Annotated in this window: 14 protein-coding genes; 10 read left to right on the forward strand and 4 right to left on the reverse strand. The window is 57.1% G+C overall.

Annotated features, from left to right (window positions below; translation table 11 throughout):
- Window positions 1-17 precede the first annotated feature (17 nt).
- Window positions 18-1,181, reverse strand: coding sequence for a THUMP domain-containing class I SAM-dependent RNA methyltransferase (locus DL346_RS05030; RefSeq protein WP_112880945.1), 1,164 nt, complete (start codon window positions 1,179-1,181; stop codon window positions 18-20).
- A gap of 130 nt (window positions 1,182-1,311) precedes the next feature.
- On the opposite strand from DL346_RS05030, the gene DL346_RS05035 reads away from it, so the two are divergent.
- Window positions 1,312-1,938: an O-methyltransferase gene (locus DL346_RS05035; protein ID WP_112880946.1), complete on the forward strand. Its 627-nt coding sequence runs from the start codon at window positions 1,312-1,314 to the stop codon at window positions 1,936-1,938.
- A gap of 105 nt (window positions 1,939-2,043) precedes the next feature.
- On the opposite strand, the gene DL346_RS05040 is transcribed toward DL346_RS05035, so the two are convergent.
- A complete protein-coding gene (locus DL346_RS05040; protein WP_112880947.1) occupies window positions 2,044-3,267 on the reverse strand; it encodes an MFS transporter in 1,224 nt (407 codons plus the stop codon).
- Between the two features lie 183 nt (window positions 3,268-3,450).
- Here DL346_RS05040 and hemE point away from each other — a divergent pair, with 183 nt between their 5' ends.
- From hemE to hemG, 3 genes are read left to right on the forward strand one after another with little or no spacing between them, the layout of a single operon-like run.
- Window positions 3,451-4,527, forward strand: a complete 1,077-nt coding sequence (gene hemE, locus DL346_RS05045; RefSeq protein WP_112880948.1) for a uroporphyrinogen decarboxylase — start codon at window positions 3,451-3,453, stop codon at window positions 4,525-4,527.
- Entirely contained in the window at window positions 4,520-5,455 is a 936-nt protein-coding gene (hemH, locus tag DL346_RS05050; protein WP_112880949.1) for a ferrochelatase, read from the forward strand. Before hemE ends, hemH begins: the two co-directional genes overlap by 8 nt.
- Before the next feature lie 24 nt (window positions 5,456-5,479).
- Window positions 5,480-6,955 (forward strand): protoporphyrinogen oxidase, encoded by a 1,476-nt coding sequence (hemG, locus tag DL346_RS05055; RefSeq protein ID WP_112880950.1) that lies wholly within the window; start codon window positions 5,480-5,482, stop codon window positions 6,953-6,955.
- A gap of 63 nt (window positions 6,956-7,018) precedes the next feature.
- On the opposite strand, the gene DL346_RS05060 is transcribed toward hemG, so the two are convergent.
- A complete protein-coding gene (locus tag DL346_RS05060) occupies window positions 7,019-7,558 on the reverse strand; it encodes a phosphatidylglycerophosphatase A family protein (protein ID WP_112880951.1) in 540 nt (179 codons plus the stop codon).
- 138 nt (window positions 7,559-7,696) lie between these two features.
- Here DL346_RS05060 and DL346_RS05065 point away from each other — a divergent pair, with 138 nt between their 5' ends.
- The 3 genes from DL346_RS05065 (at window position 7,697) to DL346_RS05075 (ending at window position 10,355) form a co-directional block, all read left to right on the forward strand.
- Window positions 7,697-8,749: a GerMN domain-containing protein gene (locus DL346_RS05065; RefSeq protein ID WP_112880952.1), complete on the forward strand. Its 1,053-nt coding sequence runs from the start codon at window positions 7,697-7,699 to the stop codon at window positions 8,747-8,749.
- A 200-nt stretch (window positions 8,750-8,949) separates the two neighbouring features.
- The gene (gene rph / locus DL346_RS05070) at window positions 8,950-9,696 is read left to right on the forward strand and encodes a ribonuclease PH (RefSeq protein ID WP_112880953.1); all 747 of its coding nucleotides are present in this window, start codon (window positions 8,950-8,952) and stop codon (window positions 9,694-9,696) included.
- On the forward strand, window positions 9,693-10,355 hold the full coding sequence (locus tag DL346_RS05075) for a non-canonical purine NTP pyrophosphatase (protein WP_112880954.1): 663 nt from the start codon (window positions 9,693-9,695) through the stop codon (window positions 10,353-10,355). The genes rph and DL346_RS05075 overlap by 4 nt, the downstream gene beginning before the upstream one ends.
- A gap of 170 nt (window positions 10,356-10,525) precedes the next feature.
- Here the strand turns inward: DL346_RS05075 and asnB are convergent, their stop codons facing one another.
- Window positions 10,526-12,370 (reverse strand): asparagine synthase (glutamine-hydrolyzing), encoded by a 1,845-nt coding sequence (gene asnB / locus DL346_RS05080; protein ID WP_112880955.1) that lies wholly within the window; start codon window positions 12,368-12,370, stop codon window positions 10,526-10,528.
- Between the two features lie 120 nt (window positions 12,371-12,490).
- Here asnB and DL346_RS05085 point away from each other — a divergent pair, with 120 nt between their 5' ends.
- The 3 genes from DL346_RS05085 to DL346_RS05095 all read left to right on the forward strand — a co-directional run bounded on the left by DL346_RS05085 (window position 12,491) and on the right by DL346_RS05095 (window position 14,612).
- The gene (locus DL346_RS05085) at window positions 12,491-12,844 is read left to right on the forward strand and encodes a hypothetical protein (RefSeq protein ID WP_112880956.1); all 354 of its coding nucleotides are present in this window, start codon (window positions 12,491-12,493) and stop codon (window positions 12,842-12,844) included.
- A 2-nt stretch (window positions 12,845-12,846) separates the two neighbouring features.
- Complete coding sequence (locus tag DL346_RS05090) at window positions 12,847-13,188, forward strand: hypothetical protein (protein WP_133257487.1); 342 nt, start codon at window positions 12,847-12,849, stop codon at window positions 13,186-13,188.
- 92 nt (window positions 13,189-13,280) lie between these two features.
- Window positions 13,281-14,612: a 5'-deoxyadenosine deaminase gene (locus tag DL346_RS05095; RefSeq protein WP_112880958.1), complete on the forward strand. Its 1,332-nt coding sequence runs from the start codon at window positions 13,281-13,283 to the stop codon at window positions 14,610-14,612.
- The last annotated feature ends 21 nt before the right edge of the window (window positions 14,613-14,633 follow it).

The raw sequence follows: 14,633 nt of genomic DNA on the forward strand, positions 1-14,633 counted from the left end.
CGATGCCCGACCGGCAGCTATGGCCGAGCTGGATTTTCCGGTTTGTTCCGTGGAGGCAGCGGACCGAAAAACTGATAGTACGCACATTCGATCCGGCCATTGAACAGCTTGCGTTTCTTGTCCGCTTTGCGGCCGATCGTCTCCTCGAACGTGCGCGATTGGGTTAATGCGAACAGGGACCAGGTCGGCAGGTAGAGGGCGCTTAGGCCAAGCTGCCGAATCGCTTTCTCGGCATCGTCCTCGTCGCCGAGCCGTGCGCCGTACGGCGGATTCGTAATGATGCAGCCGTAATCTCCTTCGGGCTTTACCCGGGAAACGGCAACTTGCTGCAGCTTGATTTCGCGGGCGAATCCGGCCTTCTTAACCGCTGCAGCGGCAATTTCCAGTGCTTGCGGATCGATGTCCGAGCCCGTTATCTGGAGCGGGATGTCGTCTTTGACCGAGTCGAACGCTTCCTCGCGCGCCTGCTCCCACAGCTCTTCCGAGATGATCGGCCAGCTCTCGCTGTTGAACGTGCGGCGCAGGCCGGGCGCAATGTTCCACCCGATCATCGCCGCTTCGATCGGAATGGTGCCCGAGCCGCAGAAAGGATCGTACAGCGGCCGCTCCGGGCGCCATCGGCTGAGCAGCACCATGGCCGCGGCCATCGTTTCCTTGAGCGGCGCTTCGGTCACCAGCTTGCGGTAGCCGCGTTTATGCAGGCCCGGGCCGGTCGTATCGAGCGTCAGCATGGCGTTATCGTTCAGCAGCCACACCTCGATGACGAAGCGCTGGCCATTGTCTTCGTGAAACCATTCCGTACCGTAGGAGGATTTCATTTTTTCCACGACGGCTTTCTTTACAATGCTCTGGCAAGCAGGCACGCTGGTCAGCTGCGACTTGTGCGAGCGTCCTTCGACCGGGAATTCGGCATCCTCCGGAATCCAATCCGGCCAATTGACGGCCTTCGTGCCTTCAAATAATTCTTCGAACGTGCGGGCGGGAAACTCCGCCATCTTGATCAGTACCCGGTCCGAGGTGCGCAGCCATAGATTGGCGCGGCAAATATCTTTTAGCCCGCCTCTAAAAATAACGCGTCCGTTCTCTACTTTCTGATCTTTGTAGCCTAAATCCATCAATTCGCGTGCGACGACTGCTTCAAGCCCCATAGGAGCTGTTGCAATCAGCTGCAGGTTGTCCATCTTCTGTATCACTCCGCCTTCACGACTCCGGTTGTGTCCGGTCCATAAAAATCATACAATCAAGTATAGGTCATCCTAGGGATTAATTACAAACTTTACATTCGCGAATATGGAGAGGAGTTCGAAAAAGATGTCGACGGAACAATACGTGGAACGGCTGCTTGGGGAAGATTCGGATTTGGCGCGCGTACATCGGACTATTCAGGAGAAGGGGATGCCGGAGATTTCGATCGCTTCCGGTTATGGGCGGCTGCTGACCATGCTTGTGCGCATGTCCGGGGCGAAAAACGTGCTCGAGATCGGAGCCCTAGGCGGCTACAGCGGTATTTGCCTAGCGAGAGGTTTGAAAGACGGCGGCATGCTCACGTCGCTTGAGCTGCTCCCCGAGTATGCGGAAGTGGCTAGGGGCAGCCTTGAAGCGGCAGGACTAGGCGATCGCGTCGAATACCGGATCGGCGACGCCAAGGAGAGCTTGGCAGTGCTTGCGGAGGAAGGACGCAAGTTCGATTTCTTCTTCATCGACGCGGACAAGGAGAGCTACCCGCTCTATCTGGATTGGGCGATCAAGCTTGCGAACCCTGGCGCTGTCATTACCGGCGACAACGCGCTGCTGCAAGGCCGGACGATCGACCCCGATAAGAACGGGCCGTCGGTGCTGGCGATGCGTGAGTTCAATGAAGCGATGTTGAGCGACGAGCGGCTCATCGGCACGCTGCTTCCGGCATATGACGGCTTTACGGTCGCGGTTGTGAAGTAGGAGTATTTCGCGAGATAAGCGTTATACGATTCGTTAGCTTAGGGAAAGGACAGCGCAGCTGTCCTTTTTTGCATGTGAGAGCACGGTATCGTGCTCAGCACAAGCTCAGCTGCCTTCTCCGCCAACCCGCGCACCACGCTTAGATATGAGCGTCCGCCTCACCCACACGGCGTTTAACAGGAACAGCCCCGCAGAGATCAGGAACACGCCGCGGATCCCGGTCCAGCCCGAGACCAGACCGCCGACGATCGGGCCGATCATGTTGCCAAGCGCCAGCATGCTGCTGTTCAAGCTGAAGGAGCGGCCTTCCATGCCGTCGGGCGTAAACCGGCGGACGAGGGCGTTGACGGACGGAATCAGTCCGCCCATGAAACAGCCCTGCAGCAAGCGAAACAGCAGCAGCTGCCAGACCGAACCCGCAAAGGCCTGCGGAATGAACAGCAGCGCAGCGCCGATGAGCGAGAGGCCAAGGATGCGTTCTTGTCCGATCCGGTCGCTCAGCCTGCCGAGCAGCGGGGATGCGAACATATTGGAAAGCCCGGCGGCAGAGCCGACAAACCCGGCCCAAAACGCAAGATTGACGGTTGTGCCGTGCAGCTCCTGCACATATAGCGGCATTAGCGGCATCGGGCCGATGTTCGCAAACTGCAGCAGGAACGTTACGCAGAACAGCGCCATCAGCTGCGGAACGGCGGAGAGCTTCCGGAAGCCTTCAACGACAGACATGGCCGGCTTGGCTGCTGCTTCTTCCCGGTTGAAGCGTTCTTTTACAATGATAAACGCAAGCATGGATGCCGCGAACAGGAGCGATCCGGTCAGGTAAAAGATCGGCCTGTAGCCGACCGCATCCGCGAGCAAGCCGCCCATGAACGGCCCAAGGATGGTGCCCGCAATGCCGCCGGATTGAAGCGTGCCCATCGCAAAGCCCATCCGATCCTTTGGCGTCGTTATCGAAATGAGCGAGACGGCCGCCGGGTTGAACCCGGAAATCGTCCCGTTCACCATCCGAAGCAGCAGCAGATGCCACGGGGATGTGGCGAAGCCCATCAAGATCATCACGATCGCCATGCCGAAGCCGGAACGGAGCAGCATCATTTTGCGCCCGTATCGGTCGGAAAGCTTGCCCCACAACGGTTGGAAGAGGAAGGCCGTGACGAAGTTGCCCGCAAAAATAACTCCCGCCCAAGTAGCGATCTCATGTTGATCGGTCAAGCCGATCCGCTCCGACTGCAAGTAAAGCGACATGAACGGAATGATCATCGTCATCCCGCCCATGACGAGAAATTGGCCGAACCATAGGACCGCCAGGTTTTTCTTCCACTGCTCCATTTCGTTTCTCCAATCGGTACCTTAAAAGTCATATGTTAATTATAACATAGTCATGAGCTAACATCGTCCAAAGCTCACATTGTCATATGTTTGTCAATGATAGAAGGATGCGGGCGGTTGTTACACTTCTGCAAAAAGGGCATAATGGAAACGTAGGGAAAACGATAGAAATGGGGAACTTCAATGAGCTACAACGACCGATTCATCCGCGCTTGCCGGGGAGAACAAGTCGATCGCTTACCCGTCTGGTATATGCGACAAGCGGGACGCTATGATCCCGATTACCGTAAAATAAAAGAAAACTATTCGCTGCTCGACATTTGCCGGCAGCCGGAGCTGGCCGCAGAGGTGACGCTCATGCCGATCAAGAAGCTCGGCGTGGATGCGGCGATTTTATATTCCGATATCATGAACCCGGTCGCTTCGATCGGCATCGATTTTGATATTGTAGCCAATGTAGGGCCGGTGATCGATAATCCGATCCGCTCGGCGGCCGACGTGGCGAAGCTTAAGCCGATCGACGTGGAAGGCGATCTTTCGCACGTGCTCGAAACGATCCGCATTCTGGACCGCGAGCTTGACGTGCCGCTGATTACGTTTGCAGGCGCGCCTTTTACAATTGCCAGCTATCTGATCGAGGGTCGCCCTTCGAAATCGTACATCCGGACGAAATCGCTCATGTATTCCGATCCGGCTGTCTGGTTCCAGCTGATGGACAAGCTTGGCGACATGGTCATTGCCTATCTAAGGGCGCATATCGCTGCCGGAGGCAAGGCGTTCCAGCTGTTCGACAGCTGGGTTGGCGCACTTGCTCCGCATGATTTTAAGAAATTCGTACTGCCGACGATCGAACGGATCTTCAGCGAGCTGTCGGACTTGCCGCAGCCGAAAATCTACTTCCCGGGCGTAGCCTCGGGCGAGCTGCTGCCGACGTTAACGAATCTGAAAGCCGACGTCATCGGTCTCGACTGGCGTGTGCCGATTGCGGAAGGCCGCCGCAGATTGGGCGGCTCCTTCGCCGTTCAAGGCAATCTCGATCCATACGTGCTGACGGCGCCGATGGACGTGATTAAGGAACACGCGAAAGCCATTATCGATGAAGGCATCAAGGAGCCCGGCTATATTTTCAACCTGGGCCACGGCCTATTCCCGGAAGCATCGCTGGAAAAGCTCCGCGAGCTGACCGAATTCGTCCACGAGTACTCGGCAGGCGCGCTTCAGGCCGTTCAAGGCAAGCAGGAGGAGCTAAGCCATGGCTAACGGCAAAATCGGCGTGCTCGTCATGTCCTACGGTACGCCCGAGAGCATGGACGGCATCGAAGAATATTACACGCATATCCGCCGGGGTCATGCCCCGACGCCGGAACAGCTGGCAGGGCTGACCGAGCGATACGAAGCGATCGTTGGCGGCGTATTTCCGCTTCGCGAGAATACGAACCGACAGGTCGCCGGCCTGCAGGCCGCGCTCGACGCGGCTGCTCCCGGACAATTCGGCTGCTATCAAGGCTTGAAGCATGCTCGGCCATATATCGAGGACGGCGTTGCGGCGATGGCGGCCGACGGCATCAAGCAGGCGGTAGCGATCGTGCTGGCGCCGCACTACTCGACGATGAGCGTCGGCAGCTATATGAAACGCGCGAAGGAGAAGGCGGAGGAGCTGGGCATTGCGGTGGCGGAAGTGGAAAGCTACCATGCCCATCCGAAGTTGATCGAAGCGCTTGCGACCCGGGTAAAAACAGCCTATGCAGCGCTCGAAGCTGCCGGTGCGCAGCCGATCAAGACGCTGTTCAGCGCCCATAGCCTGCCTGTCAAAATCCGCGAGATGAACGATCCCTACGAGCAGCAGCTGCTTGAATCGTCGGCGCTTGTGGCCGAAGGAGCAGGCGTGACGGATTGGGCTTTCACTTGGCAAAGCGCCGGCCGGACGCGGGAGCCGTGGCTCGGACCGGACATTCTTGAAACGATGAAGGAAACTGCGGAGGCCGGCTATAAAGGCGTACTGGCTGCGCCGATCGGCTTCGTGTCGGAGCATCTGGAAGTGCTCTATGACCTTGATATCGAGGCGCAGGCGGAAGCCGGGAAGCTCGGCATCAAACTGAAGAGGATGGACATGCTCGGCACTGATCCGCTTTATATGGAAACGTTGGCTGACTCCGTTCGGGATGCGGCCCGGGCTGCATTTATATAGAGAAGACAGAAGGGGTTGACTCGCTTGCGGGGGAATGGAAGGCTTGATCGCTTTGTCATTATAGGCGGAGGTATCAGCGGACTTAGCTCCGCTTTTTATTTGCTTAAAGAAGCAAAGCTGCGCGGACGCGGAGCGGCCATTACGATAGTCGACCCATCGGATCGCATCGGCGGCAAAATCAACACGCTGCGGCGCGACGGCTTCGTTATCGAACGAGGTCCGGATTCCTTTCTGGCGCGCAAAACGCCGATCATCGATTTGGCGTACGATCTGGGCATCGAGAACGAGCTGACGGGCACGAATCCGAGGGCGAAGAAAACGTACATCCTTCACCACGGCAAGCTGCATCCGATGCCTCCAGGCCTTGTGCTTGGCGTGCCGACGGAGATCGCGCCGTTCGCGAAGACCGGCTTGCTGACGTGGGGAGGCAAGCTTCGCGCGTTAATGGATTTCGTGCTGCCGGCCAGCAAGGAGACCGGTGACGAGTCGATCGGCGATTTTCTTTCGCGCCGGTTGGGAACGGAAGTCATGGAGCGGGTTGCGGAACCGCTGCTCGCCGGCATTTATGCCGGCGAGCTGCGCAAACTCAGTTTATCGGCCACGTTTCCGCAGTTCCGGGAAGCGGAGCGCAAGCACGGCAGCCTCATTCGGGGCATGCGCGCCAATAAGCGCAAGGGAGCTGCGGCTCCGGTTAGCGCGAGCCGCGTCCCTGCGGCGGTCAAGAACAGCATGTTCCTGACCTTCAAGGGCGGACTCGCCACGATGGTCGAAGCGCTGAATGAGGCGCTATCCGGCGTTGAACGGCGCTTGGGCGTGAAGGCTGTCGCGTTCCGGCAGAACGATCCCGATGAACACGGCACGGATTCACCGCCTTACGAGGTGCTGCTGAGCGACGGGGAGATCCTAGAGGCGGATGGCATCATCATTACCGCGCCAGCCTTCGACGCAGCGGATCTGCTGGAGCCGCATACGAACGTCGATGCGCTCCGGGCCGTCAACTATGTATCGGTTGCGAACGTCGTCATGGCCTTCGATAAGTCGAAGATCGGCATTGATTTTGACGGATCCGGCTTCGTCGTTCCCCGATCGGAGGGTACGACGATCACGGCTTGCACGTGGACCTCGGCCAAATGGCTGCATTCCAGCCCGGGGAACAAAGTGCTGCTGCGCTGCTATGTCGGCCGCGCAGGGGATGAGGCGGTAGTTGACCTGCCCGACGATGTATTGACGGATGCGGTCCGCCGCGACATCCGGCAGGTGATGGGCATTACGGCAGAGCCGCTGTTTACGGAAATTACGCGGCTGCATCGCTCCATGCCGCAGTATCCGGTCGGCCATCTTCAGGAGACGGCAAAGCTGCGTACGAAGCTGCGAGCCGAGAAGCCAGGCGTTTGGGTAACCGGCGCTGCGTTTGACGGCGTTGGGCTGCCGGATTGTATCCGCCAAGGGAAGGAAGCGGCTTCCGGCGTCTACAAATCGTTACTAGGCGAATATAAATAGTAGAAAGGGTCACACAGCGCAATGCTGTGTGACCCTTTCTTTGTAAGGCGAGCCGGGCTTAGGTCAATCTATCGGAGGACCGACTCTCCCTTCGCGCTCCGCCTGCTTTCGGTGCGCGATACGGCTGCTGGCAGCTGCCGCGATGGCGCCGACGATATCGTCGAGAAACGTATGGCACTGCGCGTCTTCTTTATCGTTGAGATGCTTCAAAATTCCCGGCTTCAATTTGTCTACGTAACCGAAATTGGTGAAGCCGATGCTGCCGTATACGTTGACGATCGACAAGGCCAAGATTTCATCGCAGCCGTAAAGTCCCTCATCGTTCTCGATCATTTCCTGCAGCGGCGACAGCAGCTTGCCTTCCTCGGCAAGGAGGTCAAGCTGAATCCCGGTCAGGATCGCATTCTGCACCTCACGCTTGGTGAGTACCGCTTCTACATACAATTCGCATTCCTGCAGCGTCAGATCCGGGTAGTAATCCTTCTGCAGAAAAAGGACCAACTCGGCGATTTGCGGCGTCTCCACGCCGCGCTTTGTGAGCCATTCCCTTGTCGTTTCCGCGATTTTAGCGCTGTTTAGGCTGTATGAACTGGATTTTGGCATCGCTGCACCCCTTGTCTCAAATTGGTGGACAAAACTGGTCTAATTGATTTGGAGGGCTCGTATATATAGTACTACAAAAGGCTAGCTTGTACCAAAAAGCTAAGCAAATGAACAATTCAAATGGGGAGGAAATGTATAATGAATCATTATCGACTGTTTCGCCGGGCAGCGCTAGCCGGTGCGCTCGCTTTGCCCATTTTGACGACCGGCTGCGGTTTATTTACTCAGCCTACCAGCGAATCGATCGACCCGCCGCAAAACAGCTCGCAAAATGTTAACGCCAGCATTGATACCGGACAAACCGTCGCACAGGGCGAGCAATCCCAAATGACGCTGTATCTGAAGGATCACAATGGACTCCTGGCCCCGGTTTCCGTTATGGCCAATCTTGGAGCCGATGAGAAAATCGGCCAGAAAGCGCTGGAAATGATGGTCGAAGGAAGCTCATACGAGAGCGAAATTCCGGACGGCTTCCAAGCGGTGCTGCCGAAGGGAACGACGATAAAGGGCCTTAATCTCGTAGCGGATCAGAAGCTTGCCGTCGTCGATTTTAACCAATCTTTTGCCGACTATAATATTGCCGATGAGCGTAAAATCGTCGAAGCGATCACCTGGACGCTGACAAGCCTGCCGGATATACAAAAAGTCGAAATCCACCTCGAAGGTCAAAAGCTCGCCGAGATGCCGCAAGACGGCATGCCGATCGATGAACAGCTGACGCGCGCGGTCGGAATCAACCTTGAGGCTGCGGAAAACGTGAATTACAGCCAGTCGACGCCGGTGACCATTTACTTCTCCGCTGTAACGCCGGATAACGAGCCATATTACGTGCCTGTAACAAGGCTTGTGAACCGCTCGAACAACAAGGCGAAAACAGCGATCGAGCAGCTCATCAGCGGACCGATTAACGATCTGCCGCTAAAAGCCGTCATGACGCCGGATGTGCTCGTGAAGAACGTGACGAAGAAAGACGGCATCGTCACTGTCGAGCTGCAGGATGACAGCTACCAGGCCGGTCAGCCGGAGCCGGCGGAAATGCTGCAGGCGGTTGTGCTGGCGCTCACCGAGAATACGGGGCTGAGCAAAGTTCAAATCAAGCTCAACGGCAAGACGGATTTTGTCGACACGGAAAACCGTTCCTATACGGAGCCTGTCAGCCGTCCTGAGTTTGTGAATGCGTTTAAAGGATAAGCTGGTAAACGGAAGACCTGCCCGGTTAAGCTGCGCTTGCGCTGCATCGGGCAGGTCTTTTTGCGTGACTGCGGGCGGGTGGCTCGCGGCAGATGCTTTTCAATCTTGATTTTGGTAAAATGAGTTAGATTGCGCTCGAAACGCGCGAAGACTGAGTTGGCATGTGAAATTGCTGCAGAAGAAGATGGAGGCTTATTACGATGAGAATAGATGGACGAGAGGCAAACGAGCTGCGGCCGGTGAGCATCACGCTCAATCCGAACAAATATGCGGAAGGCTCTGTGCTGATCGAGTTTGGCGATACGAAAGTGTTGTGTACGGCATCGGTCGAGGAGCGTGTCCCGCCTTTCATGAAAGGGCAGGGCAAAGGCTGGATCACGGCGGAATATTCCATGCTGCCGCGGGCTACGCAGGTGCGCAACCAGCGCGAGTCGGCGAAAGGAAAGCTGACGGGCCGCACGATGGAAATCCAGCGCTTGATCGGCCGCGCTCTGCGCTCGGTCGTTGATTTGCAGGCGCTTGGCGAACGCACGATTACGCTCGATTGCGATGTTCTTCAAGCAGACGGCGGTACGCGTACGACTTCGATTACAGGCGCATTCGTTGCGCTTGCGCTGGCGGTACATAAGTTGAACGGAGCGAACGAGTTCGCGAAATATCCGATTACCGATTTTCTCGCTTCGGTCAGCGTCGGCGTCATCGGGGACCGCACGCTGCTGGACCTCAATTACGACGAAGACTCCAAGGCGAAGGTCGACATGAACGTGGTTATGACCGGCACGGGCAAATTCGTTGAAGTGCAGGGAACGGGTGAAGAGTCTCCGTTCTCGCGCGAGGAGTTCAATGCGCTGCTGGCCAGCGCCGAAGCGGGAATCGCAAGTTTGATCGCGAAGCAGCGGGATGCGCTTGGTCTTATGGGCAGCCGGATCGGCACCGCGCGCGTATGAAGACACTTAGCGGAGACACGATCGTAGTCGCAACCAAAAATGCAGGCAAGGTGCGGGAGTTCGCGCATGCGTTCGGCAAGCTGGGCAAGCAGGTCGTCAGCATGTTCGATTATCCGAACCTGCCGGAAGTCGTTGAGGACGGTACGACATTCGCAGAGAATGCCCGTAAGAAGGCGCGGACCGTTGCGGAAGCGCTAGGCCTCCCGGTGCTGGCCGACGATTCCGGCCTTGAGGCGGCGGAGCTGGGCGGCGCGCCGGGCGTTTACTCGGCGCGCTATTCGGGCGAGGGCGCGACAGATGCCCGCAACAACGCGAAGCTGCTGGCGGAGCTCGCCGCGGTCGCGGAGCGGCGGGACCGGGCGGGGCAAGGGCTGGAGCAGCTTTCGGACGGAACGAAGCTGCTCAGCGAAGCGCGCTTCGTCTGCGCGCTGGCGCTGTACGATCCGGGAACCGGCGAATTTGTCGAGAGCGAAGGGTTCGTTAGCGGCTGCATCATGGACAGCCCGCGCGGGGACGGCGGCTTCGGCTATGACCCGCTGTTCTACTTGAAGCAGCAGGGCAGAGGCATCGCCGAGCTGACCACGGAAGAGAAGCAGGCCATCAGCCACCGCGGCTCTGCGCTCTCCTCGCTTCTCGCGAAGTTAGAGAGCGGCGAATAGACGGGGCATTTGAGCGGCACCACCGCGTGCCGAGAGCTTGAATTCGTACATTCGGCTAGCATGAAACTAGGCTGAAAGTCGGAAAATCCGACGCTCACCTCCAAACACAATGAAAAACCGGACTGAGAGTCGATCGTATCGACTTTCAGTCCGGTTTTTTTTATCCTGCTTTATCGGATAACGACCTTATACTCCCGCAGCCACATATCCACCTGCAGCAGGTACGCGAACAGCTGCGGACCGGACATCAGCTGGCCGAACCATGGCAGGTTGGTGCTGGCGGCTTCGGATTCCGCAAGCTCTCGGATTTTCTTCACGTTGATGAGCGATAACAGAGGGGAGGAGCCTTCGTTGATCACCTCGAGCAGCTGCTTGCGCACGGCATTCAAATAATTCGGGTTATGCGTCTTCGGATACGGGCTCTTCTTCCGGTAGAGCACGTCATGCGGCAGCACGCCTTCGAGCGCCAGGCGGAGAATGCCCTTCTCCCGGTCGCCGGCTGTCTTGACCTCCCACGGAATGTTGTACACATACTCCACGAGCCGATGGTCGCAATACGGTACGCGGACCTCAAGCCCGACCGCCATGCTCATCCGGTCCTTGCGGTCGAGCAGGGTAGGCATGAACCGTGTGATGTTCAAATAGGACATCTGTCTCATTTTACGAGCGGCGGCGTCTTCGCCGTCCAAATGCGGCACCTCGGCGATCGCATCCGAATACCGGTCCCCGATATACTCGAGCGGCCGAATCCAGGCAGCTACATCCTGCGAGAGCAGGTCAGCCCGCATGCCGGCTGCAAGCGACCATGGGAACGTACCCGCATTAAGGGCGTCCTCGCGGTGGAACCACGGATAGCCGCCGAAGATTTCATCGGCCGCTTCCCCGGAGATTGCAACGGTAGCTTCCTTCTTAATCTCCCGGCAAAACAGCAGCAGGGACGAGTCGACATCCGCCATCCCCGGCAAATCCCGCGCGAGCATCGCCTCGCGCAGAGAAGCTACCAAATCCGGCGTGTCGAACACCATCGAATGATGAATCGTTCCAAGATGAGTCGTCATCCGCTCGATCCACGGCGCATCCGCATTGGGCTGGAACGCATGGGCCTTAAAATGTTTATCGTTATCGACATAATCGACGGAGAACGTATGCACGACGCCTTGCCCCGTCTCATTGTAATAGTTGACGGCTAGCGATGTAAGCGCGCTTGAATCCAAACCGCCGGAGAGCAGCGTACAAAGCGGAACGTCGGATATGAGCTGCCGTTCCACCGTATCTTTCAGCAACTCGCCGACCGTCTTGGCGGTTTCCTGGACATTTTCCGTATGAGGCTTGCTTTCCAGCTTCCAATACGCACGGATGTTCAGCCCGGAACGGCTGTAGATCGCGCACTGGCCCGGCAGCAGCTCCGCCAGGTCGCGGTAAATACCGACGCCAGGAGTCCGCGCCGGTCCGACGATGAAGATTTCGGCGAGGCCCTCCGGCCCAACTTCCGGTTTAATAGCGGGATGAGCAAGCAGCGCCTTTGGCTCCGAACCGAACACCAGCCGCCCGAGCTGCTTCGCAAAGAAGAACGGCTTTACGCCCAGCCGGTCGCGGGCCATGAACAGATGCTGCTCTTTCGAATCCCACAACGCGAAAGCAAAGATGCCGTTGAACTTCTCTACGCAGGAAGGCCCCCATTCCATGTAGGCGACGAGCAGCACTTCGGTGTCGCAGGTGGTCGTAAAGCGCCGGCCGCGGCCTTCCAGCTCTTTTTTCAGTTCTAGCGCATTATACAGCTCTCCGTTGTAAACAAGGACATACATATCGTCATCCGACGTACGAATCATCGGCTGCGCACCGTTCGCAGGATCGATGACGGAAAGTCTCCGGTGGCCTAGCGCACAATGCGGCGAGATCCAAGTTCCGGAGGCATCCGGGCCGCGGTTTGCCAGCGTTCCGGTCATTTTCTCGAGAATGTTGGATTGTTTCGTCAGGTCATCGGTCCAATCGATCCAGCCCGTGAATCCACACATGGTGCTCATTCCTTTCTCATATGACTCAAAAACAGCGATACTAGGATGGTTATGCGAAAAATATGGATAAAATGTCTGTCCGCAGGGGGATGCTAGAGCAATGAAGGAGGGTGTTTTCATATGGTCAATGATCACGATGAGTCATATTACGCACGCAAACCATATTATGTGTCCGTACAGGCAGGCTCTATCTTAGAGGATCCCGAGGCAGCCGCTTACGAGCTGGCTATTACTGCGAATGAAGAGGAATTGAACCGGCTGCAAGAGCTGTTCGAAGAGTATGCGACGATGGATGAAGCGCAGACCGGGCATTTTTTCATCACGCCGTACAGCTCGGCATCCGATCGGCAAATGAATGCGGGCACCGACGGGATTCTCATCGATATCTACCGGCTCTTGTACGAGCTGGGTACGCCAGAGACGAAAAATCACATCGCCACGATGGGGCTGTTTCGTGAAGGGAGTTTGAGATGAACGTGACGGATGCACGCGTTAGACGCGCAACGGACCGCGAGGGCATTCACTGCTGCGAGGTGGAAGTGCATACGGATGATGCCGAAACGCCTGAGCTCCTCGCTTATTTCGGCGCGTCCTTTGATAACGACTACGATATGATTGCGGTCGTGAAAAACGATGCAAAGTCTGAAATCGATTGGTATGACAATAACATGCATACCGCGTTTACCGATGTGTCTGAGGAGCTGTTTGACACGCCGACGATGAAAACCGACTGGGGCAGGCGGGAGACGTTCAAGGAGCAGGTGCTTTCCTATCCCGGCATTCGCGCGGAGATCGGCCGGCTGATGGACTGGTCGTAAAATTTCCCGCCTCATTCGCTGTGGTCCATGTTACAATATTGGCATAGACGACCATTTTCACCGACCAGTCCGTGTAGGAGGCGAATAGCCTGATGGGAACGACATTAGTTCGAAATGCGACCATTGTCACCATGAACAAACAGGACGAAATTTTGGTTGGCGATTTGCTGATTCAAGATGATGCTATTGCAGCTGTGGGCGGTCAAATCACGAATTTCGATCCCGCAACGACGACGATCGTGGAAGCAAAAGGGAGGCTTTTGCTCCCGGGCTTCGTGCAAACCCACATTCATTTATGCCAAACGATCTTCCGTGGACGGGCAGATGATATGGCGCTGATGGATTGGCTGCGCACAAGGGTGTGGCCGCTGGAGGCCGCGCATGACGAAGAATCCGTCTATTACTCGGCGCTGCTAGGTATCGGAGAGCTGCTGAAGAGCGGGACGACGACCATCCTGGATATGGAGACAGTCAACCATACCGATTTCGCGTTCCAGGCTATGGCTAGCAGCGGGATTCGCGCTATCTCCGGCAAAGTAATGATGGATGACGGGGGAGACGTTCCCGCGGGCTTGCAGGAGAAGACGGCCCAATCGATCGCGGAGAGCACGGCGCTTCTGGAGAAGTGGCACGGTCATGACGGCGGACGGATCGGCTATGCGTACTGCCCGCGGTTTGTCGTCTCCTGCTCGGAGCAGCTGCTCAAGGAAGTGCGAGACTTATCGTTTCACTATAAAGTGCTTGTCCACACGCATGCGGCCGAGAACCGCGAGGAGATCGAGATCGTCATGCGCCGGCGGGGCATGCGCAATATCGTTTATTTGGACCACATCGGTTTGACTTCGCCGCGATTGGTGCTTGCGCACTGTATTTGGCTGGATGATGAAGAAAAAGATATTTTGAAGCGGACCGGGACCCGAATGACCCATTGCCCCGGCTCCAATCTGAAGTTGTCGTCGGGTATCGCATTAGTGCCGGAGCTGCTGGACCATGGGGTCGTGATGGGCATTGGGGCGGACGGGGCGCCATGCAACAATACGCTCGACATGTTTCAGGAAATGAGGCTGACTGCGCTTCTGCATAAAGTGCGATGCGGTCCTGAATCGATGAACGCCCGAACCGTGCTGCGGATGGCGACTATCGGCGGCGCGGAAACGATCGGCCTGGATCATCTGATCGGAAGCATCGAGCCAGGCAAGAAAGCGGACTTGGTCATGCTGGACTTGAACGACTTCCATACCTTTCCTTCCTATGAGGCAGATCCCTATTCCAGAGTGGTGTATGCCGCTTCCAGGGGGAATGTGTCCCAAGTTTGGGTGAACGGGAAGCTGGTCGTGGAGCGCGGCCGGGTGCTCACGATCGATAAGCGCCTCGTTCTGCGCGAAGCGGACCGGTCGATCGCGCGGCTGCTGAAGCGGATATAACAATAACAAAAACCGGCCCGA

The sequence above is a fragment of the Paenibacillus montanisoli genome (assembly GCF_003268025.1).
Lineage (GTDB): Bacteria > Bacillota > Bacilli > Paenibacillales > Paenibacillaceae > Paenibacillus_Z > Paenibacillus_Z montanisoli.